Origin of the sequence: Pseudomonas sp. B111 (assembly GCF_026428275.1) — a bacterium.
Lineage (GTDB): Bacteria > Pseudomonadota > Gammaproteobacteria > Pseudomonadales > Pseudomonadaceae > Pseudomonas > Pseudomonas aeruginosa.
In genome coordinates this window covers 6,066,323-6,086,991 of sequence record NZ_CP097857.1, presented here as the reverse complement: position 1 = coordinate 6,086,991, position 20,669 = coordinate 6,066,323, and the positions used below count along the sequence as shown (strand labels likewise).

Genomic DNA, 20,669 nt, shown 5'->3' with positions numbered 1-20,669 from the left:
ACCAGAGCAGGTCGCCCAGGGTCATGCGCTCCAGTTCGCTGGCCTGGAAGCCCAGCTCAATGGCCAGGCGCCTCGCCAGTTGACGCATACGCGAAGGTGTCGTCCGTGTCGTCTTGCACCAGGCGAAAGTAGGCGCCCTGCAGCCGCTGGTAGTCGCTCAGCTTCAGCCCCTCCAGGTCCTGGCGGCTGACCTGCGCCAGCGAGGCGAACAGTTGCAGTTCGCGCTCCTCGGCATCGTCGCCGGCCACCTTGCCGGCCAGGCGGATATCACGCACGGTGGGTGCACGCAGGGTCAGCGTGTCGACGCTGACCCCGTTGCACTGTGCCGGACGCGAGAGACGAACGAGGGCGGCGTCAGCATCCAGCGTCAGCCAGCCCGGCAGTCGATTCTCTTGGGTCATGTCCGGAGCTCCTCTTACAGGCCGAGGTCGTTGCGCATGCCGGCCAACTGGTCGACACCGTTGATCGCACGGACACCGTTGACCGGATCGATCTCGTAGACCTCGCGGCCATCGACTTCCAGCTTGTAGTAGCTGACCGCAACGGCGTACTTGAACTCGGCTTTCTCGCCGGCCTTCCAGTCGCCCGGGTCGACTTCCTTGAGCAGGCCGCGCAGGGTAGCCACCACTGGCACGCTGGCGCCCTTCTGGCCCTTGAAGGAGCCGCGGAACACGCCATTGAAAGCGCTCTGGTCGGCCAGGCCGAAGAAATTCAGTGCTTCTCGGCGGGCACCGTTGGTGGAGAACTTGGCCTCCATCGCCTCCAGGCCCATGTCGATGGATACCGGCGCATCCATGCCGCCGGCACGGTATTGCTCGGTCTTCACAGCCAGCTTGGGCAGGGTCAGGGATGGCACGTCACCGGCGAAGCTCACGCCGTCGATGAACAGGTTGGTATTGGTCAGGGTTTGCGGAATCATCACGGGCGCTCCTTAGGCGACATCCAGAACTTCGGTGAGCCACTGATCGGTCACCTCGACACGGAAATTGGGGTTCTCGGCAGGCGGCACATCGGTGAAGCGGATGTTCCAGTACACCTTGCCCTGGGCCAGCTGGCTGGCGCTGTTCAGGTCTGGGTCGGCATAGACCTCGAAGTTGATCACCGCGCCCTGGTTCTTCAGATCGCGCATGAAGGCGCGCAGGCCCTCGGTGACATCCTTCACGTAGGTCTTGGTGATGCCGCGGTCCACCGCCCACTTGTGCCCGGCGAGGATCGCATCCATCACCAGGTCCATGGTCCGAACGCGGGTGACGAAAGCCCACTTGCTGTCGCTGGACAAGGTGCGATTGCCCCACAGGCGATAGCCATCGTCGCGAATGATCGTGGCGATATTGGCGTTGTTGAGCAGGTTGGCGCGACAGGTCTCATCACCGTCGAGGAACTCCACCGGACGGCTGGTGCCGGTGATGCCCTTGATCTCCTTGTTCGACGGCGAGGACCAGAAGCCGTACTCGGCGTCGGTCCAGGCGAACAGGCCGGCGGCGTAGGCCGAAGCCGGGGCCTTGCGTGCGGCATTGGTGGCGCTGTCCCAAACCTGCACGCCCGGGTCGACCATGAACAGGCGCTTGCTGCCGAAGTTCTTGGCGTAGGCGACGGCCGCCTCGTCGGTGCTATTGGGACCATCGAGAATGGCGATGGCCCGCAGTTTCTCGGCCAGCCCGTCCATGGCGGTGGCCACCGCTTGCTGGGCCGAATGACCCGGCGCAACTAGTAGACGTGGCTGGGCATTGAAGCGGCTCTTGCCGTCTAGCAGAGCCTGAAGTCCGGTGCGCTCGCCGGCGGCGCTGACACCACCTATGACGGCGCTGGCCTGGGCCTCGGGAGTCTCCGCGGCCTCCACGCCCACCGCCACGATCACGGCCTGGGCACGATTGTAGATGGCCTCGCAGGCCAGGTAGATCGACGAGCCGATGCCGAACGCCGCGGCGGCGTCCTTCTTGCTGGTGAGCAGCACCGGAACGTTGGGCTTGGCGCTTGCCTGCGCCCCCGGCGTGAACACATCGCAGAGGCCGATGACGGAGCTGGCCGGCAGCGCGATGGTGCGCGCACCGATATCGACGTTGGTTACCGTAACGCCGTGGAAGAAACTCATAGGTAGATCTCCATTAATGAAAAACCCCGCACGGGGCGGGGTTCAGGGGGTGATGAGCGGTTCGAGCCACAGCGGCGGCTCGGGTCTTGCGCCTAAATCAGGAAACGCCGCGGATGCCGGCCAGTCTCGAAGGCTGGCGCGGTACAGCGTGAGTTCGAGCAGTTGCGCCTGGTTCAGGGTCGTAATCTTGCCCAGGTCGAGCTCATCCCGGTGACGGGCGATGGGGCCATCAGTAAGCGTCAACTGGCGATCGCGCCAGATGCGCTCACGGTGGGCCAGGACCTCTTCTGCCGGGGCCGGCGGGTCGATACAGAACGGACGGCCGGCGGCGTCGGCGACGATCTGCTTGCCCTCGCTCTGGGCTACCAACAGCGCCAGGTATTCAGCTTCCTCGAGGGGATACATCCGCGCGTCGATGGGCATGCGGTCGCCGTGGACATCCTTCGAATAGAAACCGCCAGTGGCGGCATGGAAAAAAATCATGGGTCACCTCAACAGCCAATGGCCACAAGCCTGATCGCATAGTTCTGGACCGCACCGTGATACTCGGTAGCGACGATCACACACCCCGTGGTGCTGACGCTGACATCTGCGAGGGTGACGGTCGATGCCGACGTCGCCGGCCGCCCCAGTTCCTTGACGCTCGGCACCACGTGCAGGCAGGTAGTGGGAAACGCGATCGGAAAGGTCAGCGAGCGGTTGACGATTCCACCCGGATGATCGCCGACACTCACTGTCATCCACTGCACGATGAGTCCTGTATCGTTATCCTTCCACCAGCCATTCAGCGATCGGTTCGCCGTCGCGGGAACCCCAGCCCCGATATTGTTGCGCGCCCCCGCTGCCGTATTCGAACCAAGACCGCCGCGCGCCAGAGGCAGGATGCCCGACGTGATCTGGGCGGCGTCGTGGTTGTGGCCAGTAGGCGGAAAGGTCGCTGGCTTTCCTGGCAGGGCGGCCCACGTAAAGCCACTTTTCAGCAGATAGTCGTTCGGATTGAAGTCCGCTCCATGCCATACACGCCGCCATGGATACCAGGTGTTGGTGTAGCGGCAACGAAAATAGAACCCTTCACCGTCATAAACCTGGTATGTCTGGTAGATGAAATTGGTGCCTGCATTATGCACTTGAAGCAAGCCGGCCCGGGGGACCGGGTAGTTCGCCCCACTTTCGGCCTGTGCATTGGCCGTCTGGTACCACCATCCCGACGTGATCAGCGAGTTGAGATTGACCGCACCGCCCAAGGCCCCGTCCGCCTCCTTGCTGAACGAACCACCTATGTCGCAGCGCTTCCAGGGCAGCCAGTCCCGGGCGCTAGGGTTGGCCGCGTAGGACACCCGTACATACATCTCGGATGTAGCGTTGTAGCTCGTTGCAATCTGCGAAGCATTGCCGTTCTGATCCGGATAGAACATCGACTGGATGTAGAAGTACCGTCCGGCAACAGGTCCGTTCGCATGATTGGTCAGCATCAACGGCACGGTCGCGGTGTTCGGATCGCTAGTGGTCGAGACAGCAGTAGCCAACCCGCGCGCGAATACCGGCAAACGCTGCTCGGCCAGCACCCCGCTGACCAACTTCGAAGCATCCAGCCCGGGAATGTCCGTCGCCGCCAGCGCCATTCCAGCAGTCACCCTTCCCTTCGTATCCACGGTCACCTTCGGATAGCTGCCCGCTGCCACACCGGTAGCGGAAAGACTCAGCGGCGCAGAAACATTGGCACTGCCGTCGAAGGTCACCGACCAGGAGGCATCGCCACTGGCTGCCAGGCTACGCGGTGCGGCCAGCCTGCTGGATGACACGGCGTTGCCATCGACTCGCAGCGCATCGGTGATGCCATAGCCGGCCAGGGTGGTGGCCTTGTTCGCTTTCTGCGCCAGTTTTCCGTCGGTATCGGCCTTGGTATAGGCATCTCCGATCGCATAGCCGGCCAGGGTGCTCGGATTGCTGCCCTGGGTGACCACCCCGTTGGCGTTCACCGTGACCGAGCGATAGCTGCCCGCCGTCACGCCGGAAGGCGCCAGGCCAATGCTGCGGTCGGCAGAAAGATCGCCCCCACCGACCAGGCCATTGCCAGCCAGGATCTTGCGGCCCTTGAAATCGGCAGCGACCTTTTCCTTCACCCAGTCCTGAGTGGCGTAGATGATGCCGTTGTCGATCAGCAACTGGACATTCTCCAGGCCGGAGAGCGCGATGTTCACCCGAATGGTCTGGGTCCGCGCACTGCCACTTTCCATTGCTGCCTTGTAGCTGGGCGGGCAGTTGGATACCGCGACGAACTTGCCGTCGGCATCCTGCAGGCCGATCTCGCGGATCCAGAAGCCACCTACCTCAACTGGTAGCACCACCTCGGCAACCAGAGTATTGATGTTCTTGTCCGACACGAACAAGCGATTGAGCTGCGCCCGGTAGCGCTGGTTGATCAGTTTCGTCTGCGTGGCTGCGGGTATCGGATCCGGAGTAGCACCCGGTGCGCCGCCAGCATCGCCGATCAGCATATGAGTCGGCTGCCATTTCTTGCCTGCGGCGCTGGCCGCAGCCAGCGCAGCGGCACCTATGTCGGTGAGCAGGCCACCGTATTTCGGAGTATTGGTCGTCATGTCACTGTTTCCAGGGGAAGATTTCCAGGGTGTCGCCGTCGGTCACGGCCAGTCCGTGACGGGACCGGATTACCGGGGTGATGCGCAGGTCCAGGCGGGTCAGGTGTCGGCTCACCGGGCGGACGTCATCGAGCAAGCGCTCCAGCTCCAGTACGGTGCCTTCGTCGATGCCACGGTCGCTGACGTCCACGGTGATCTCGAAGGTCCCCGGCACGCCGGTCGGGCTTCGCTGCCACCATTCGGTGACCTCGCTCAGCGCACCGATCGGCTCGACCACTTGGCGCAACGCGGTCAGCGTGCCTTTGCGCTGGTGCAGGACGAAGGACGTCGCTACCGCATTGCGCTTGGCCTCGTCGCTCCAGTCCGGGTCCCAGCGGTCCACCGAGCGCGTCCAGGCCAGGTAGGGCAGCAAGGCCGCCTCACAGCGTGCCGGATCGTTAAGCGCACGAAGCGGCACCGGCAGTTCGGCAGGCAATACATCACCCAGAGAGCGTTCCAGAGAACTCCTGTTTGGCGGCAGCAGTCGGCTACTCATCGACGCCTCCCAAGGTGATCGCGTACCCCGTGCAATAGGCCGCCTGGGTTTCATCCAGGACCACGTCGGCCGCAGGCTCCTGCAGTTCGACGCGCTGCACGCCTTCGACATGCAGGGTGGCGAACAGGGCCGAACGCCGGATGTCGCGGCCCAGGCGGCGCTGGGCGGAAATGTAGTCGCGCAGCGAAGCCTCGGCGGCGGCACGGATCAGTTCGGCCTCGGGACCGGGAAACAGGTAGAGCTGCGCCTTGACCTGATAGGGAACGATTCCTGCCGAGCGCACCGTTACCCGATCCGCGACAGGACGCACGTCCTCCGCGTTCAGCGCCAGGCGCACTGCCTGCAACACCGCTTCCGGTGCCTGCCCGTTGCCTTCCACCCCGAGCACGCTGATCAGCACTTCGCAGGGCGCCGGACTGGTCGCAGAGGCATCCGCCACCCTTCCATCCGCGCCCAGCGCATGGGCTATATAGGCGTTCCGCGGTCCTGCGACGGATAGCTGCTCGAACGCGAGCTGGATGCGATTGCGCAGCGACTTGTCGCTCTCGTATTGTGCCTCCACCGGCGGTACCGCCTCGGGCTGAGCGGGCCTGATCAGCAAACGCTGCACATTGAAGCCGGCACCGATCTGGTCGAGATCGGCACCGCTGGCGTATGCCAGCATCACCGCCCGCGCCGCATCGTTGATCCGCGCCCGCAGCAGCAGTTCTCGATAGGCCGCCAGTTGCAGAAGCTTGAGAACCGGATCGGACTCCACCTCCGCTGTCCATTCGCCAGCCATGGCTTCGCGGAAGTCGCCCAACAGCTCTTGGTAAATCGTCTCGAAATCGAGGTTTTCGATAACCTCTGGCTCCGGCAACTGGGAAAGATCGATGATCACGCCGAGACCTCCATATTGATGTTCTCGCCCTCGAACACGCCGCTCAGGAGCAGATCCACGCGGCCATCGACGACCGCGACGACTCGTACGGCAGACAATCCGATGCGCGGTTCCCAGCGCCCCAGGGAACGGGCTACCTCGGCCTGCACGGCGCTTTTCCAGCCTTCGCTCACCGGCATGTCGACCATCCGCCGCAGCTTGCTGCCGTACTCGGGGCGCATGCGCCTGCTGCCCAACGGGGTGGTCAGGATGTCCTCGACGGACTGTTTAAGATGAGCCAGGCCGGACAGGGGCAGCCCGCTACGGCGATCCATCCCGATCATCGCCCCGTCCTCCCGCTCCGGCAGAGACAGGCCGCGCCTGGCTCCGAATGGCTGTGAGTGTTGCCCATGGCGAACTCCGCAAACGAAAAGGCCCGCTCGCGCGGGCCGGTTGAATGTTCGACGGACCGCCCTTCGGCAGCCCCGTCGTATGTTCAATGGGTGTGGTGGTTGCTGTTGCCGGCGGTGTCGATGATCGAGCCGCCGCCGAGGATGTCTCCGCTGACCGTCAGTGTCCCGGCGATCTCCACCGGTCCTTCCAGGCTGATCTTCGGCGCCTTGAGACTGACCGCCCCGTCGCTGACCCGCACCTCGCTGGCGCCGACCCTCACTTCCACGGTGCCGCTGGGCAGCTCGACGCGGTAGCGATGCGCAGCCCAGTCGTAACTCAACGAGGCGCCGTCGTCGAAACGCCAGGTCTCACTGCTGGCGCTGTTGTCCGGCGCCGTGCCCGCATCGCCGTACAGACCGGGAATAAAGGTACCCATTGACACTCCGCCCGACGGACTGAGCAGTACCCCCTGTTCGCCTATGCTCGGCGCACGCCAGTGGCGAACCTTGCCGGCTGCCAGGGAGTGCCAGCGCAGCCAGCCGCTGGTCCAGTCGCCGGAGCGCACCCGTACCCGCGCCGCTGCCAGGTCCACGGCGACCACCACGCAGGGCAGGATCATCGCGGCGAGCATGCGGTCATGCTCCGCACTGACATAGCTCATGCCAACGCCTCCGGAGCGAAGTAGTCCGGCTCATGGCCGGGGCCGGTCTGCGGGTCGAAGCCCAGCATCAGGCTGCCCGGCGGCTGGTCCTCCCAGGCCCACTCCGGGTCTCCGAGACGCAGCGACTGCGTCCACTCGACCAGCCAGACACGCAGGCTCTTCAGCTCCTCGCGACTGCCGTCGACGGCCGAGCGTACGAAGCGCGCCGGTTCCAGAGACAGGTTCCAGGTCTGCTCGCGCAATGTCCGAACGATTCCGCAAGCAATGGATACCGCCTGGCGATCGGCACCAGGCGGCACCATTATCCGCGCCTGCAGGCGGCACAGCAGGGCGCTCTCGCCGGTACCGGGATCGCGCTCGGGCAGCAGCTCGGCTATTTCCAGGGAAACCGCCGGGGTATTTTCCGGCACGCCTGGCCAGAAGCCGATCAACTGCGCCTCCGGCAGACGCTCACGCAGTACCTGCTCGATGGCCGCGTACAGAGCCTCGAGCGTGACAGCCTGTTCAGGCATGGTTGACTCCTTCGATCAGTTTCAATGCGGGCCACGGTCGCCCGACTGTTCCTCGGGCAGCTCGCAAACCCCCAGGCGCCGGGCGGCCCAGCGTTCGTAGAGTCCGACGGCGATCTCCGCGCCGGCCGCGGCGGTCAGGCTGCCCAGCGCAGCGGCGAACAGCAGCGCGGCGCCGCAAGCCAACGCCAGCAGCATCACCGCCACGCCGCAGACGATCGACGCGCCGGAGCGCAGCGCCAGGCGCCGCAACAAGGCCCAGCCGCCGAGACCGGCCTTGTCGGCACGCCACATCTCGCCGCTGACGCCGCCCAGCGCGGCGAGCAGGATCAGTACCCAGAGCGGCATTTCCGTCAGTGTCTGCGGTTCGTTGCCCATGGGTCCCTCCTTGGCAGGCAGCGCCGGGCACGTCCGCACGAACGTTTTCCCGGGCAATAAAAAACCCGGCGCCAGGGCCGGGTTCCGGTGCTTCACGAGTGCCTCCCTGGGGACGCACCTTTACAAGAATGACTACTTTTTACCGCCCGATTCCCAGCCCGGCAATGCCTTCTCGACAATCCACTGCAATAGGAGGGAGACGCACCACGATATGAGGGTGATATACCGCCCTGGGAACCTTCGCCAGGCATCCGGGCAAGCGCATACCCACTTCCGATATGGAAAAGCCCGGCATCGACTGACGAAAAGGATGGCTACGCCAGCCCGACCCCGCCTCTACCGTGCAGGGGCCGCTGCTGTGCATGGGGCTCGCCGCCTCCATGGGCGACAGGCATAAAAAAACCGGCCCGAAGGCCGGTTGGAAAACTCCAGGGGGGACCGGAATCCGGTCCAGGAACTCAGGCCGCCCGTCGCAGCAGGCCGTCCTGGATACCCTGGTGCGCCACATGCAGACGCAGATAGAAGGTGTTGCGGCTGCAACCGCAGTGACGGTACTTCTGCTCGGGGAAGCTGTCGCGATTGAGATAGTGCTCCACCACCACGGTCTTCAGTTCCTCGGGTAGGCGATTTACCAGACGATCGACCTCCGCCACACGGTCGAGGATCACCCGGCTGCCACGGTGGCCGCGGACCACCTCGCCCTTGCTGGCGATCAGCATGGCGATCAGGTTGCCGCCGGCGTAGCCGCCTCCGTTGCTGCCTGGCGCGTGCATTTCCTCGGCCCAGAGCTTGAGCATTTCATCGATGGCTTTGATCACGGTCGTGTCTCCTTTCACTGCCCGCGAGGGCTCGGCATGAGGTCGGTTCAACGGCGCTCGTGGCGGTCCTGGCAGTCGATGCAGCGACTGCAACCCGGTGCCGCCCGACGGCGCGCCTGGGGAATGGGCTCGCCGCAGTCCTCGCAGTCTTCCGCGGACTCGCGGATGGCCAGCGCCGGGCGCGCCGCCAGGAGGCCGTCGAGGCGAGCCAGGACCAGTTCGTTGGCGTGATCGGCAAGGTCAGCCATGGAAAGCCTCCCTGGCGTGCCCGACGCCCGACGGCCGAATGGATGGAACATGACAGATGCGCGGCGCCGGTTCGGCGACCTGCGTTCCTCTGCGCGGAAATGGCGAGTGCGTATCTCGCGACATGGCAATGACTCCCTGTACGACGCCGCCGTACCTGAAGCAGGTCGGCGACAGAATGAATGAGCGGGACGGAGCGTCTGCATGGACGGCGCTCCGGCCCTCCAGGTGCCGGAGCGCTTTCCCGTGGCCCCGGCACCCAAGCAGTCGGCACCTGCATCGTCGGTCGCCGACAACCGGGTGTGTCCCTGCACCCATGTGAAATCTCTGAAAGGCGGGTGGGAAGTTGTGGAACTCACCCCTTCCGCTTTCTGACGGAAGAGAAATTACAACCAAAGCTATTTATCGTCAACACCTAGGCTCTTTACAGAAAATTCATCGGTCTGTAGATTGCCGAGCATGGACAAGAGCACCCAGATCCCGCCCGACAGCTTCGCCGCTCGCCTCAAGCAGGCCATGGCGATGCGCAACCTGAAGCAGGAAACCCTCGCCGAAGCGGCAGGGGTTTCGCAGAACACCATTCACAAGCTGACCTCGGGCAAGGCCCAGAGCACCCGCAAGCTGATCGAGATCGCGGCGGCCCTGGGCGTTTCGCCGGTCTGGCTGCAGACCGGCGAAGGCACTCCAGCCGCGCGCAGTGCCGTGTCCGTGGCCGATGGCAGCCCATTGGTGCTGGAACCGCTGCATCCGTGGGACAGCGACACACCGCTGGACGAAGACGAAGTGGAACTGCCGCTGTACAAGGAAGTGGAGATGTCCGCCGGCGCCGGACGCACTGCGGTACGCGAGATAGAGGGGCGCAAGCTGCGTTTTTCCTATGCCACGCTGCGTGCCTCGGGCGTCGATCCGTCGGCGGCGATCTGCGCCCAACTCACCGGCAACAGCATGGAACCGCTGATCATGGATGGCTCCACCATCGGCGTGGACACCGCCACCACCCATATCACCGATGGCGAGATCTACGCCCTCGAACATGACGGCATGCTGCGGGTGAAGTTCGTCTATCGCCTGCCCGGCGGCGGCATTCGGCTGCGCAGCTTCAACCGCGAGGAATACCCGGACGAGGAGTACTCGCCGGAGGACATGCGCAGCCGCCAGATCAGCATGATCGGCTGGGTCTTCTGGTGGTCCACCGTACGCCACCGGCGCGCCCCGTCCCTGGTGCGGTGAGCGCCTGGCGCTCGCCCGCACTACAACTCCAGCTATTGCACAGAAAAACAACCTGAGCTATATTTCCTTCAACGACGCGTAGCCGCAGGAGGGAATACCGTGCAGCCAACCATCGCCCCTACCACTCCAATTCCACGCCAGGAAACCGTGGAATTGGTCTACCGCATCTTCGGCGACGTCCTGGTGCCGCTGGAGCAGGTCCGCGAACGCTGGTTTCGCAACCTGAACAAGGAAAACTTCAGCAAGGCCCTGGCATGCGGGCGGATCGCCCTGCCAGTGACGACCCTCGACGATAGCCACAAGGCCATGCAGTTCGTGGCCCTCGATCACCTCGCCGCCTACGTCGACCAGCGCGCGAACCAAGCCGGAAGCGCCCGTCGAGCACAGCCAGGCGCGGACAGCATCGCATCCTGAGCGGCCCGCCGTTGCCAGCATCGTAGGGAGCGACACCATGCTCCGCCTGGCGGATATCGCGTCGCGATACTCGCCCTACGAAAGCGGTTCCGCGTAGGGCGAAGCCAATGCGAGGGTCCAGCCGGGCACAAAAAAGGCGGATGGCGCAAACGCCATCCGCCTTTTTTTCTTCCGCCTCGCGCCGTCTTACTCGACGCTCTGCTCGGCCAGCGCCACGGCGCGGAACATCGCCCGGCGCTTGTTGATGGTTTCTTCCCACTCCAGCGCCGGCACCGAGTCGGCAACGATACCGCCGCCGGCCTGCACGTGGAGTTCACCGTTCTTGATCACCGCGGTGCGGATGGCAATGGCGGTGTCCATGTTGCCGTTCCATGCCAGGTAGCCGACCGCGCCGCCGTAGACTCCACGCTTGACCGGCTCCAGCTCGTCGATGATCTCCATGGCGCGGATCTTCGGCGCGCCGGACAGCGTACCCGCCGGCAGGATCGCCCGCAGCGCGTCCATCGCGCTGAGCCCCTCGCGCAATTGCCCGGTGACGTTGGACACGATGTGCATGACGTTGGAGTAACGTTCGATCACCATTTTTTCGGTGACCTTCACCGCGCCGATATCGGACACCCGCCCCACGTCGTTGCGCCCCAGGTCGATCAGCATCAGGTGCTCGGCGATCTCCTTGGCGTCCGACAGCAGATCCTGCTCCAGCGCCAGGTCGGCCTCTTCGTTGATCCCGCGCGGACGGGTACCGGCGATCGGGCGCACCGTGACCAGGCCATCCTCGACCCGTACCAGCACCTCCGGCGAGCTGCCCACGACATGGAAGTCGCCGAAGTTGAAGAAGTACATGTAGGGCGTCGGATTGAAACAGCGCAGCGCGCGGTACAGGTCGATGGGCGCCGCCTTGAACTCGATGGACATGCGCTGCGACGGCACCACCTGCATGCAGTCGCCGGCCAGGATGTAGTCCTTGATCCTTCCTACCGCGTTTTCATAGTCCTCGCGGGTGAAGCTGGCACGAAACGCCGGCTCCCGGCCCTGGGCCGCCTCGAGATCGAGGCCGCGACGCGGGGTGATCGGCTGGCGCAGACGCTCCAGCAGCTCCTCCAGACGTGCCTGGCCGCGCTCGTAGGCATTTTCCTCGGATGGATCGGCGAGGACGATGGCGTGGATCTTCCCGGCCAGGTTGTCGAATACCACTACGGCATCGGACACCATCAACAGGATATCCGGGTTGCCCAGCGGGTCCGGGTTCGGACAGGTGGCCAGGCGTTTTTCCACGTAGCGCACGCAGTCGTAACCGAAGTAGCCGACCAGGCCTCCATCGAAACGTGGCAAGCCGGGCACGGTGGGCACCTGGTAGCGCGCCTTGAACTCCTCGACGAAAGCCAGCGGGTCGGCGCAATCGAAGCGCTCGGTTTCCATGCCATCGATGCTGATCCGCACTTGATGGTCGTAGACCCGCAGCACCGTGCGGCACGGCAGGCCGATGATCGAATAGCGCCCCCATTTCTCGCCGCCCTGCACCGACTCCAGCAGGTAGGAGTTCGGCGCGTCGGCCAGCTTCAGGTAGATCGACAGCGGCGTGTCGAAGTCGGCAAGGGTCTCGAAGGACAGCGGGATGCGGTTGTAGCCATCGGCGGCCAGCCGCAGGAATTCTTCGCGATTCATGATCAGCCTCATCGGAGGAGAGAACGGTCAACAGGGTGCAAACGCGCGCCGGCTATCCGGCGGAGGATGATGTCAGGCGCGCCAGCGCCAACGCGCCAGGGCCTTGATGACCTTCATCCAGAGTTTGCTGACCGCCACGGCTTGATCTCGCTGGTCGGAGGGGGAAAGGGAGTCGTCCGGCAACACTATCTCAGCGGCCTGGTCGGCGCAAGGCAGCAGGTCGCGCAGGTTGTCGATGACCAGGGTGGGCGCTTCCTCGGCGATCGGCCGGCCGTGGTTGTAGCCATAGGTCAGCGCCGCGCAGCGCACGCCGGCAGCCTTGGCGGCGAGCACGTCGTTGCGCGAGTCACCGACGAACAACGCATCTTCGGGCTCGATGCCGGCCATCTTCATCACGAACAGCAACGCCGCCGGGTCGGGCTTCTGCTGCGGCAGGGTGTCGCCGCCGATGATCCAGCGGAAATAGCGACCCAGCTTCATCTCATCCAGCAGCGGAGCGACGAAGCGCTCCGGCTTGTTGGTGATCAGCGCCATTTCCACGCCGTTGCGCTTGAGCCACCTGAGGGTATCGACGACGCCGGGATAGACCTCGGTGAGCGCATGACTGTCGGCATAGGCCTCCATGAACAACGCCAGCGCGGCTTCGGTTTCCTCCTCACCGATGCCGTCGTGCTCGATGCTTCCGGCCAGGGCGCGACGCACCAGGACGCGTGCGCCGTTACCGATCCACTGGCGGACCTTCTCGATGCCCGCCGGCGGCCGCCCGAGGCTGGCGAGCATGCTGTCGACCGCGGCGGTGAGGTCGGGAACGGAATCGACCAGCGTGCCATCCAGGTCGAACATCACCAGACGCGGCAGGCGCGTGGCGAAGAACGGCTCCGCAGCGCTCATTACTGGTGCGCCTGGGCCAGTTCGGCATGCATGGAGCGGATGACCTCGGTGTAGTCCGGGGCGTTGAAGATGGCCGAGCCGGCGACGAAGGTATCGGCGCCCGCCGCGGCGATCTCACGGATGTTCTTGACGTTGACGCCGCCATCGATCTCCAGGCGGATCTCGCGTCCGGAGGCATCGATCAGGGCGCGCGCCTCGCGCAACTTGTCGAGGGTACCGGGGATGAATTTCTGCCCGCCGAAGCCGGGGTTGACGCTCATCAGCAGGACCATGTCGACCTTGTCCATCACGTACTTCAGCACCTCCAGCGGAGTGGCCGGGTTGAACACCAGGCCTGCCTTGCACCCGCCGTCGCGGATCAGTTGCAGGGAACGGTCGATGTGCTGGGAAGCTTCCGGATGGAAGGTGATGTAGGTGGCGCCAGCTTCAATGAAGTCGCCGATGATGCGATCCACCGGGGACACCATCAGGTGCACGTCGATCGGCGCGCTCACGCCGTACTTGCGCAGCGCCGAGCAGACCATCGGGCCGATGGTCAGGTTCGGCACGTAGTGGTTGTCCATCACGTCGAAGTGAACGATGTCGGCACCGGCAGCGAGCACCTTGTCCACGTCCTCGCCCAGGCGGGCGAAATCGGCGGAAAGGATCGACGGAGCGATGGCGAAGGGTTGCATGGCGCACCTCAAAGGGGATCACGGAAGGCGCGCATTGTAGCCGTTATCGGTTTTTGGCGGTGAAAATGACGACTTTTCGCCGCAGCAGCCGACGCCCGGACCAAGCCGGGCGCGCCCTGCGCCTCAGGCGCCGGGTTGTGCGGTACGCATCTTCTCGCTGCGCCCGCGCAGCCATTCCAGGGTCAGCAACAGCAGTACGGAGAAACCGATCAGCAAGGTCGCCGCGGCGGCAATGGTGGGGCTCAGGTTCTCGCGAATGCCGCTGAACATCTGCCGCGGCAGGGTGGCCTGCTCGGGGCCGGCGAGGAAGAGGGTCACTACCACTTCGTCGAACGAGGTGGCGAAGGCGAACAGCGCGCCGGAGATCACCCCGGGAGCGATCAGCGGCAGGGTCACCCGGAAGAAGGTGGTCAGCGGCGGCGCGCCGAGGCTGGCGGCGGCGCGCACCAGGTTGTAGTTGAACCCCTGCAGGGTCGCGGAGACGGTGATGATCACGAACGGCACGCCGAGCACCGCATGCACCACGATCAGCGACAGGTAGCTGTTGCCGAGCCCGAGCGGAGCGAAGAACAGGTAGCTGGCCACGCCGATGATCACCACCGGCACCACCATCGGCGAAATCATCAGGCTCATCACCAGTGCCTTGCCGCGGAACTCGCCGCGGGTCAGGCCGATCGCCGCCAGAGTGCCGAAGACCATCGCCAGCAGGGTCGCCGCCGGAGCGACGATCATGCTGTTGGTCAACGAGCGCATCCACTCGGCGGACTGGAAGAAGTCGGCGTACCAGCGCAGGGAGAACCCTTGCAGCGGGTAGACCAGGAAGGTGCCGGAGTTGAACGACAGCGGCACGATGACCAGCACCGGCAGTACCAGGAACAGCAGTACCAGGCCGCAGAGGATGCGCAGGGAGTAGAACCACAGGCGCTCGACCGGGGACATGTAGGGACTCAGCATGACTCGCTCTCCAATGTGTTTCGTGCGGATCCCCCTCTCCCCGCCCTCCGGGCAGCCTTTTTTCCGAAGGGAGAGGGGAATCGGTTGGCCTTCTCGGAAGGCGCTCTATCCCAGGCGCAGGCGGCTGGCGCCCACCAGCCAGCTGTAGACGACGTAGAGCACCAGGGTAGCGAGCAGCAGCAGGCCGCCGAGGGCGGTGGCCATGCCCCAGTTGATGGTGCTGTTGGTATAGAAGGCGACGAAGTAGCTGACCATCTGGTCGTTCGGGCTGCCCAGCAGCGCCGGGGTGATGTAGTAGCCGATGGACAGGATGAACACCAGCAGACAACCGGCGCCGACGCCCGCGACGGTCTGTGGGAAATACACCCGCCAGAAGCTGGCGAACGGGTGGCAGCCGAGGGAAATCGCGGCGCGCATGTAGCTCGGCGAAATGCCCTTCATCACGCTGTAGATCGGCAGGATCATGAACGGCAGCATGATGTGCACCATCGCGATGTATACGCCGGTGCGGTTGAACACCAGTTGCAGCGGCTGGTCGATCAGGCCGAGCTTGAGCAGCGCGCCGTTGATCAGGCCACCCGATTGCAGCAGGACGATCCAGGCGGCGACACGCACCAGGATCGAGGTCCAGAACGGCAGCAGGACCAGGATCATCAGCAGGTTGCTCTTGCGCGTCGGCAGGTTGGCCAGCAGGTAGGCCAGCGGGTAGGCCAGCAGCAGGCAGATGACGGTGATCACCGCGCCCATCCAGAAGGTGCGGGCGAAGATGTCCAGGTAGATGGCCTGGTCCGGGGTGGCGCGCGCCACTTCGCCGAGATCGTCGATCCGGTGGTCGAGGGCTGCGAGCAGGTAATAGGGCGTATAGCTGCTGGCGTTGCGGCGGATCACCTGCCAGTAGGCGGGGTCGCCCCAGCGCTCGTCGAGCTGCTCCATGGCGTCCTTGTAGGAAGCGGGCTCCTCCTTGAACGGCAGCTTGCGCGCGGTCTTCGCCATCAGGCTGCGATAACCGGCCAGCTCCATGTTCAGGCGCTTGGAGAGATCGCCGATGGTCTGGTTGCGACGAGCCTCGGCGAGATCCTGGCTGAGCGCCTTGTAGACGGCGTCGGCCGGCAGCGACTTGCCGTCCCAGGCGGAGATGGCCTCTACCGTCAGCGGCAACGAGCGAACCACTTCCGGGTTGGACACGCTCTTGTAGAGCAGCGCGGCGATCGGCACCAGGAAGGTCAGGACCAGGAAGGCCAGCAGGGGCAGGATCAGCGCCTGGGACTTCAGGCGGTTCATCCGCTCGGCGCGCGCCAGGCGTTGCTTGAGGGTGCTGCCGGTGGCCTGGGACATGGGCACAGCTGTGGCCATAGCGAACTCCGGAAAAAAAGCGGGCCGTCGGGAACGACCCTGGAAAGTGTGGAACGGTAGGAGGAGCCGCCGCGCGGCGGCCCCTCCGGCCCTCACTGGAGGGTCAGGCGAGGATTACCTGGCCGCCCAGGCGTTGAAGCGCTGTTCCAGTTGTTCGCCGTAGTCGGCCCAGAAGGTCACGTCCATTGCCACCTGGTTCTGGATGTTTTCCGGAGTGGTCGGCATGTCCTTCAGCAGGGCCTTGTCCAGCAGCGGCACCGCCTGCTTGTTGGCCGGACCGTAGGCGATGTTTTCCGAGTAAGTCTTCTGCTGCTGGGGCTGCACCGAGAAGGCGATGAACTTCAGGGTCTCTTCCTGTTTCTTCGCCCCCTTCGGGATGGCCCAGGCGTCGAAATCGTAGATGCCGCCGTTCCATACCACCTTCAGGTTGCTTTCCTTCTGCACCGCGGCGATCCGACCGTTGTAGGCAGAACTCATCACCACATCGCCGGAAGCCAGGTACTGCGGCGGCTGGGCGCCCGCCTCCCACCACTGGATGCTCGACTTGATCTCGTCGAGCTTCTTGAAGGCGCGATCCTGGCCTTCCTTGGTGGCGAGCACGCCGTAGACGTCCTTCGGCGCCACGCCATCGGCCATCAGGGCGAATTCGAGGGTGTACTTGGCGCCCTTGCGCAGGCCGCGCTTGCCGGGGAATTTCTTGATGTCCCAGAAGTCCGCCCAACTGGTCGGCGCGCTTTTCAGCTTGTCGGCGTTGTAGGCGAGCACCGTGGACCAGACGAAGAAACCCACGCCGCACGGTTGGATGGCGCCGGGGACGAAGTCCTCGGTCTTACCGAACTGCGCCGGGTCGAGTTCCTCGAACAGGCCTTCGTCGCAGCCGCGCGACAGCTCCGGCGACTCCACTTCCACCAGGTCCCAGGAGACGCTGTTGGTATCGACCATGGCCTTGACCTTGGCCATCTCGCCGTTGTATTCGCCGGCGACGATCCTGTTGCCGGTGGCTTTCTGGTAGGGCTCGTAGAACGCCTTGATCTGGGCGCTCTTGTTGGCCCCGCCGAAGGACACCACGGTCAGGTCCACCGCCATGGCCTGGGCCGCGCAGGCCAGGCCGGCCGCCAGGGTGGCGAACTTCAGGCTGGCCGCTTTCAGGGATTTCGACATTATTGTTCTCTCCACAGTGCAGGGTTGCTTCGGTACGGTTCGGGACTGCCGGCGCTCACGCCGCCGGCAGAGGGTCGAGCGCCCTCACATGCTCGACCTGCCAGCCCAGCGGAACCACATCACCGACGCTCAGCGTCGGGTCCAGCTCGGCGATCGGCTGCTTGACGAAGAAGTCGTCGCGGCCGCAGACCTCCAGGCGCACACGCACGTGGTCGCCCAGGTAGACGAACTCGGCCACGCGGCCGGAGAAACGGTTGACGCAAGACTCGCTGGCACCGTTCAGGCGCACCCGCTCGGGGCGGATCGACAAGGTCACCGGCTCGCCCGGCTGGCCGACGTTGACCGCCAGCGCCTCGACCTTCTCGCCGCGCGGCAGTCCGACCACGCAGCGCTCGCCGTCGCAACTGAGAAGCTGCCCGGATAGACGGTTGTTCTCACCGATGAAGTTGGCCACGAAGGTGTTGCGCGGCTGCTCGTAGAGATTGCGCGGCGGCTCGATCTGCTGGATTTCGCCCTGGTGGAACACCGCCACCCGGTCGGACATGGTCAGCGCCTCGCCCTGGTCGTGGGTGACGTAGACCACGGTGACACCGAGGCGCTGGTGCAGATGCTTGATTTCCATCTGCATGTGCTCGCGAAGTTGCTTGTCCAGCGCTCCCAGGGGCTCGTCCATCAGCACCAGTTGCGGCTCGAAGACCAGCGCGCGGGCCAGCGCCACGCGCTGCTGCTGGCCACCGGAAAGCTGCGCCGGATAACGCCCGGCGAAGGCGTCGAGCTGGACCATCGACAACGCGCGCTTGACCCTTTCCTTCACGTCGGTCTTGCTCATGCCACGGACGCTGAGGGGAAAGGCCAGGTTCTCGGCCACGGTCATGTGCGGGAACAGCGCATAGTTCTGGAACACCATGCCGATGTCGCGCTTGTGCGGAGGGACATTGTTGATCGAGCGACCGGCCAGGAGGATTTCGCCGGCGGTGGGGGTTTCGAAACCGGCCAGCATCATCAGGCTGGTGGTCTTGCCGGACCCGGAGGGGCCGAGCAGGGTGAGGAATTCGCCCTTGCGAATGTCCAGGTTGAGATCCTTCACGATGAGGGTCTCGCCGTCGTAGCTTTTCTGCACGCCACGGAAGCTGACCAGCACATCGCCGCCTTGAGTCTCGGCCATAACCGCACCTTTGTTCGTTTTATGGATGCTGTGCGAACAGCCTAGAGAACCCGGCGCAGGACGCAAATCGGCCGGCAAGAGAGTTTTCTATCAGGGGAAAGGAAAGCTCTTTGTAGGAATCGCCCTACAAAAAAGATGCCCCCCGGAATGGGCCAGACCGCTCTGGGAAGGGGCTTTCGAGAAGGGCAAAGGTTTGCGCGCCAGCGCTCTCCGGCTGGCGCGCAACGGCCTCCTCAGCGCTTGGCCCAGTTCTGGAAACGCTGCTCCAGGGCCTCGCCGTGCTCCGCCCAGAAGGCCACGTTCATACCCACCGCGTTCTGCATGTTCTGCGGTGCGGTCGGCAGGTTGGCAGCCACTTGCGGATCGAGGAGGCCTACCGCCTTGCGGTTGGCCGGGCCGTAGGCGATGTTCTCGGCGAAAGCCTTCTGCTGCTCCGGCTGGCTGGCGAAACGGATGAACTCCTCGGCCAACTGCTTCTTCCAAACCCCGACCGGCAGCGCCCAGAAGTCGAAATCGTAGACGCCGCCGCTCCAGACCATTGCCAGGCGCTGCTTCTCGGCCTGCGCCGCGGCGATCCGCCCGTTGTAGGCCGAACTCATCACCACCGTGCCATCGGCCAGGTCGCGCACAGGGTCCTGCCCGGACTTCCACCAATGGATATAGGGCTTCAGCTCGTCGAGCTTGCGGAATGCCCGCTCGACGCCGGCGGGCGTCGCCAGCGTCTGGTAGACGTCCTTCGGCGCCACGCCATCGGCCATCAGGGCGAACTCCAGGCTGTACTTGGCGCCCCAGCGCAGGCCGCGCTTGCCGGGAAACTTCTTCACGTCCCAGAAATCCGCCCAGCCCTGCGGGCTGCCCGCAACCTTGCCGGGGTTGTAGGCAAGCAGCGTGGTCCAGACGAAGATGCCGACTCCGCAGGGCTGCACCGCGCCGGGAACGAAATCCGCGGGATCGCCGACCTTCGCCATGTCCAGCTTCTCGAACAGACCTTCCTCGCAACCGCGCGCCAGCTCCGGCGCCTCGACTTCCACCACGTCCCAGGAGACGTGGCTGATCTCCACCATGCGCTTGAGCTTGCCCAGGTCGCCATTGTAGGAGCCATGCACCACGCGATTGCCGGTGGCGCTCTTGAAGGGTTTGTAGAACGCGGTTTCCTGGGCTTCCTTGTTGGCGCCGCCGAAGGAAATCACGGTCACGTATTCCGCCCAGGCGGGCGCGGTAACTCCGAGAAGGGCGCACAACAGGCCCGTCCTCATGGCTGGCAACATCGTTTCTTCTCCTTATCGTGTTGGCCGGCAAGCATCATTCCCTGCCGCGCGGAAGCCAGGTAGACAGCAGATCGCGAAAACCGGACCTGGCGCACAAGCCGCGAGCAAAACCTGGGCGAACGCCCCTGTCAGAGCAGGCGGTGCTCCATCGCGTAGCGCACCAGGTCGGCTACCGAATGCGCGTTGAGCTTCTGCATCAGGCGTGCCTTGTGGGTACTGATGGTCTTGTTGCTGACCGCCAGTTGCTGGGCGATCTCGTTGACGTTGGCGCCCTGCACCAGCCGCTCGAACACCGAGAACTCGCGCTCGGAAAGCAGCGCATGGGGCGGACGCGAATCGGTCAGGCCGACCTCGAAGACCATCCGATCGGCAAGGTCCGGGTCGATGTAGCGTCCGCCGCCGGCGACCCTGCGGATCGCGGTGAGCAGCAATGCCGGATCGCTGTCCTTGGTGGCATAGCCGGCAGCACCTATCTTCAGGGCGCGGGCGGCCATCTGCGCCTCGTCGTGCATCGACAGCACCAGGATCGCCGGCGGCTCGTTCAGCGCGCGAATCCGCGGAATCGCCTCGAGGCCATTGACGCCGGGCATGGAGATATCCAGCAGGACCACCTCGCAAGGCGTTCCGCGCAGGGTTTCCAGCAACTGCTCGCCATTGGTGGCCTCGCCGACCACCTGCAGGTCCTTGGCCATGCCAATCAGTTGCTTGATGCCTTCCCTGACGATCGTGTGGTCTTCAGCGACCAGGACTCGGATCACCACTCTTTGCTGCCTCACGCTGTTCCGCCTTGCCGGCGGTTGTTC

Annotated in this window: 24 protein-coding genes; 2 read left to right on the top strand and 22 right to left on the bottom strand. The window is 64.6% G+C overall.

The genetic code is table 11. From position 1 onward, the window contains the following. Window positions 1–56 precede the first annotated feature (56 nt). The 13 genes from M6E97_RS28245 to M6E97_RS28185 all read right to left on the bottom strand — a co-directional run bounded on the left by M6E97_RS28245 (window position 57) and on the right by M6E97_RS28185 (window position 9,093). Window positions 57–401, bottom strand: a complete 345-nt coding sequence (locus M6E97_RS28245; RefSeq protein ID WP_003085178.1) for a phage tail assembly protein — start codon at window positions 399–401, stop codon at window positions 57–59. Between the two features lie 14 nt (window positions 402–415). Continuing rightward, a complete protein-coding gene (locus M6E97_RS28240) occupies window positions 416–919 on the bottom strand; it encodes a phage major tail tube protein (protein WP_003085175.1) in 504 nt (167 codons plus the stop codon). Between the two features lie 12 nt (window positions 920–931). Beyond that, window positions 932–2,092, bottom strand: a complete 1,161-nt coding sequence (locus M6E97_RS28235) for a phage tail sheath family protein (protein ID WP_003109051.1) — start codon at window positions 2,090–2,092, stop codon at window positions 932–934. A gap of 42 nt (window positions 2,093–2,134) precedes the next feature. Continuing rightward, the gene (locus tag M6E97_RS28230) at window positions 2,135–2,575 is read right to left on the bottom strand and encodes a tail fiber assembly protein (RefSeq protein ID WP_003085172.1); all 441 of its coding nucleotides are present in this window, start codon (window positions 2,573–2,575) and stop codon (window positions 2,135–2,137) included. An 8-nt stretch (window positions 2,576–2,583) separates the two neighbouring features. Further along, window positions 2,584–4,692, bottom strand: a complete 2,109-nt coding sequence (locus M6E97_RS28225) for a phage tail protein (protein WP_015502281.1) — start codon at window positions 4,690–4,692, stop codon at window positions 2,584–2,586. A 1-nt stretch (window position 4,693) separates the two neighbouring features. After that, window positions 4,694–5,227, bottom strand: a complete 534-nt coding sequence (locus M6E97_RS28220; RefSeq protein ID WP_033938491.1) for a phage tail protein I — start codon at window positions 5,225–5,227, stop codon at window positions 4,694–4,696. Further along, on the bottom strand, window positions 5,220–6,107 hold the full coding sequence (locus M6E97_RS28215) for a baseplate assembly protein (protein WP_003085151.1): 888 nt from the start codon (window positions 6,105–6,107) through the stop codon (window positions 5,220–5,222). The genes M6E97_RS28220 and M6E97_RS28215 overlap by 8 nt, the downstream gene beginning before the upstream one ends. Next, a complete protein-coding gene (locus tag M6E97_RS28210) occupies window positions 6,104–6,430 on the bottom strand; it encodes a GPW/gp25 family protein (protein WP_003113199.1) in 327 nt (108 codons plus the stop codon). Before M6E97_RS28210 ends, M6E97_RS28215 begins: the two co-directional genes overlap by 4 nt. A 152-nt stretch (window positions 6,431–6,582) precedes the next feature. Then, window positions 6,583–7,140 carry a phage baseplate assembly protein V gene (locus M6E97_RS28205; RefSeq protein ID WP_003085141.1) on the bottom strand — a complete coding sequence of 186 codons (558 nt, stop codon included), beginning with the start codon at window positions 7,138–7,140 and terminating at the stop codon, window positions 6,583–6,585. Beyond that, window positions 7,137–7,652: a hypothetical protein gene (locus M6E97_RS28200; RefSeq protein WP_003101620.1), complete on the bottom strand. Its 516-nt coding sequence runs from the start codon at window positions 7,650–7,652 to the stop codon at window positions 7,137–7,139. The genes M6E97_RS28205 and M6E97_RS28200 overlap by 4 nt, the downstream gene beginning before the upstream one ends. A 21-nt stretch (window positions 7,653–7,673) precedes the next feature. After that, entirely contained in the window at window positions 7,674–8,027 is a 354-nt protein-coding gene (locus tag M6E97_RS28195; protein ID WP_003085137.1) for a phage holin family protein, read from the bottom strand. Window positions 8,028–8,485: 458 nt separating this feature from the next. Next, a complete protein-coding gene (locus M6E97_RS28190; protein ID WP_003085135.1) occupies window positions 8,486–8,845 on the bottom strand; it encodes a hypothetical protein in 360 nt (119 codons plus the stop codon). Window positions 8,846–8,892: 47 nt separating this feature from the next. Next, window positions 8,893–9,093, bottom strand: a complete 201-nt coding sequence (locus M6E97_RS28185; protein WP_003085132.1) for a TraR/DksA C4-type zinc finger protein — start codon at window positions 9,091–9,093, stop codon at window positions 8,893–8,895. A gap of 457 nt (window positions 9,094–9,550) precedes the next feature. On the opposite strand from M6E97_RS28185, the gene prtR reads away from it, so the two are divergent. After that, on the top strand, window positions 9,551–10,321 hold the full coding sequence (gene prtR, locus M6E97_RS28180; RefSeq protein WP_003085129.1) for a transcriptional regulator PrtR: 771 nt from the start codon (window positions 9,551–9,553) through the stop codon (window positions 10,319–10,321). A 99-nt stretch (window positions 10,322–10,420) separates the two neighbouring features. Continuing rightward, entirely contained in the window at window positions 10,421–10,735 is a 315-nt protein-coding gene (prtN, locus tag M6E97_RS28175) for a pyocin genes transcriptional regulator PrtN (protein WP_003085128.1), read from the top strand. 186 nt (window positions 10,736–10,921) lie between these two features. On the opposite strand, the gene trpE is transcribed toward prtN, so the two are convergent. The 9 genes from trpE to M6E97_RS28130 form a co-directional block, all read right to left on the bottom strand. Next, window positions 10,922–12,400, bottom strand: coding sequence for an anthranilate synthase component I (gene trpE / locus M6E97_RS28170; RefSeq protein ID WP_003085126.1), 1,479 nt, complete (start codon window positions 12,398–12,400; stop codon window positions 10,922–10,924). 72 nt (window positions 12,401–12,472) lie between these two features. After that, a complete protein-coding gene (locus M6E97_RS28165) occupies window positions 12,473–13,291 on the bottom strand; it encodes a phosphoglycolate phosphatase (protein ID WP_003085124.1) in 819 nt (272 codons plus the stop codon). Then, window positions 13,291–13,965, bottom strand: a complete 675-nt coding sequence (rpe, locus tag M6E97_RS28160; protein WP_034005248.1) for a ribulose-phosphate 3-epimerase — start codon at window positions 13,963–13,965, stop codon at window positions 13,291–13,293. The genes M6E97_RS28165 and rpe overlap by 1 nt, the downstream gene beginning before the upstream one ends. Window positions 13,966–14,088: 123 nt before the next feature. Further along, entirely contained in the window at window positions 14,089–14,919 is an 831-nt protein-coding gene (locus M6E97_RS28155) for an ABC transporter permease (RefSeq protein ID WP_003085119.1), read from the bottom strand. Between the two features lie 105 nt (window positions 14,920–15,024). After that, on the bottom strand, window positions 15,025–16,272 hold the full coding sequence (locus M6E97_RS28150) for an ABC transporter permease (protein WP_014604087.1): 1,248 nt from the start codon (window positions 16,270–16,272) through the stop codon (window positions 15,025–15,027). A gap of 114 nt (window positions 16,273–16,386) precedes the next feature. After that, window positions 16,387–17,433, bottom strand: coding sequence for an ABC transporter substrate-binding protein (locus tag M6E97_RS28145; protein WP_003109043.1), 1,047 nt, complete (start codon window positions 17,431–17,433; stop codon window positions 16,387–16,389). A 55-nt stretch (window positions 17,434–17,488) separates the two neighbouring features. Then, window positions 17,489–18,598 (bottom strand): ABC transporter ATP-binding protein, encoded by a 1,110-nt coding sequence (locus M6E97_RS28140; protein WP_003085109.1) that lies wholly within the window; start codon window positions 18,596–18,598, stop codon window positions 17,489–17,491. 233 nt (window positions 18,599–18,831) lie between these two features. After that, window positions 18,832–19,866 carry a polyamine ABC transporter substrate-binding protein gene (locus tag M6E97_RS28135; protein ID WP_023095151.1) on the bottom strand — a complete coding sequence of 345 codons (1,035 nt, stop codon included), beginning with the start codon at window positions 19,864–19,866 and terminating at the stop codon, window positions 18,832–18,834. Between the two features lie 128 nt (window positions 19,867–19,994). Next, a complete protein-coding gene (locus tag M6E97_RS28130) occupies window positions 19,995–20,627 on the bottom strand; it encodes a response regulator transcription factor (protein WP_003085103.1) in 633 nt (210 codons plus the stop codon). Window positions 20,628–20,669: the final 42 nt, after the last annotated feature.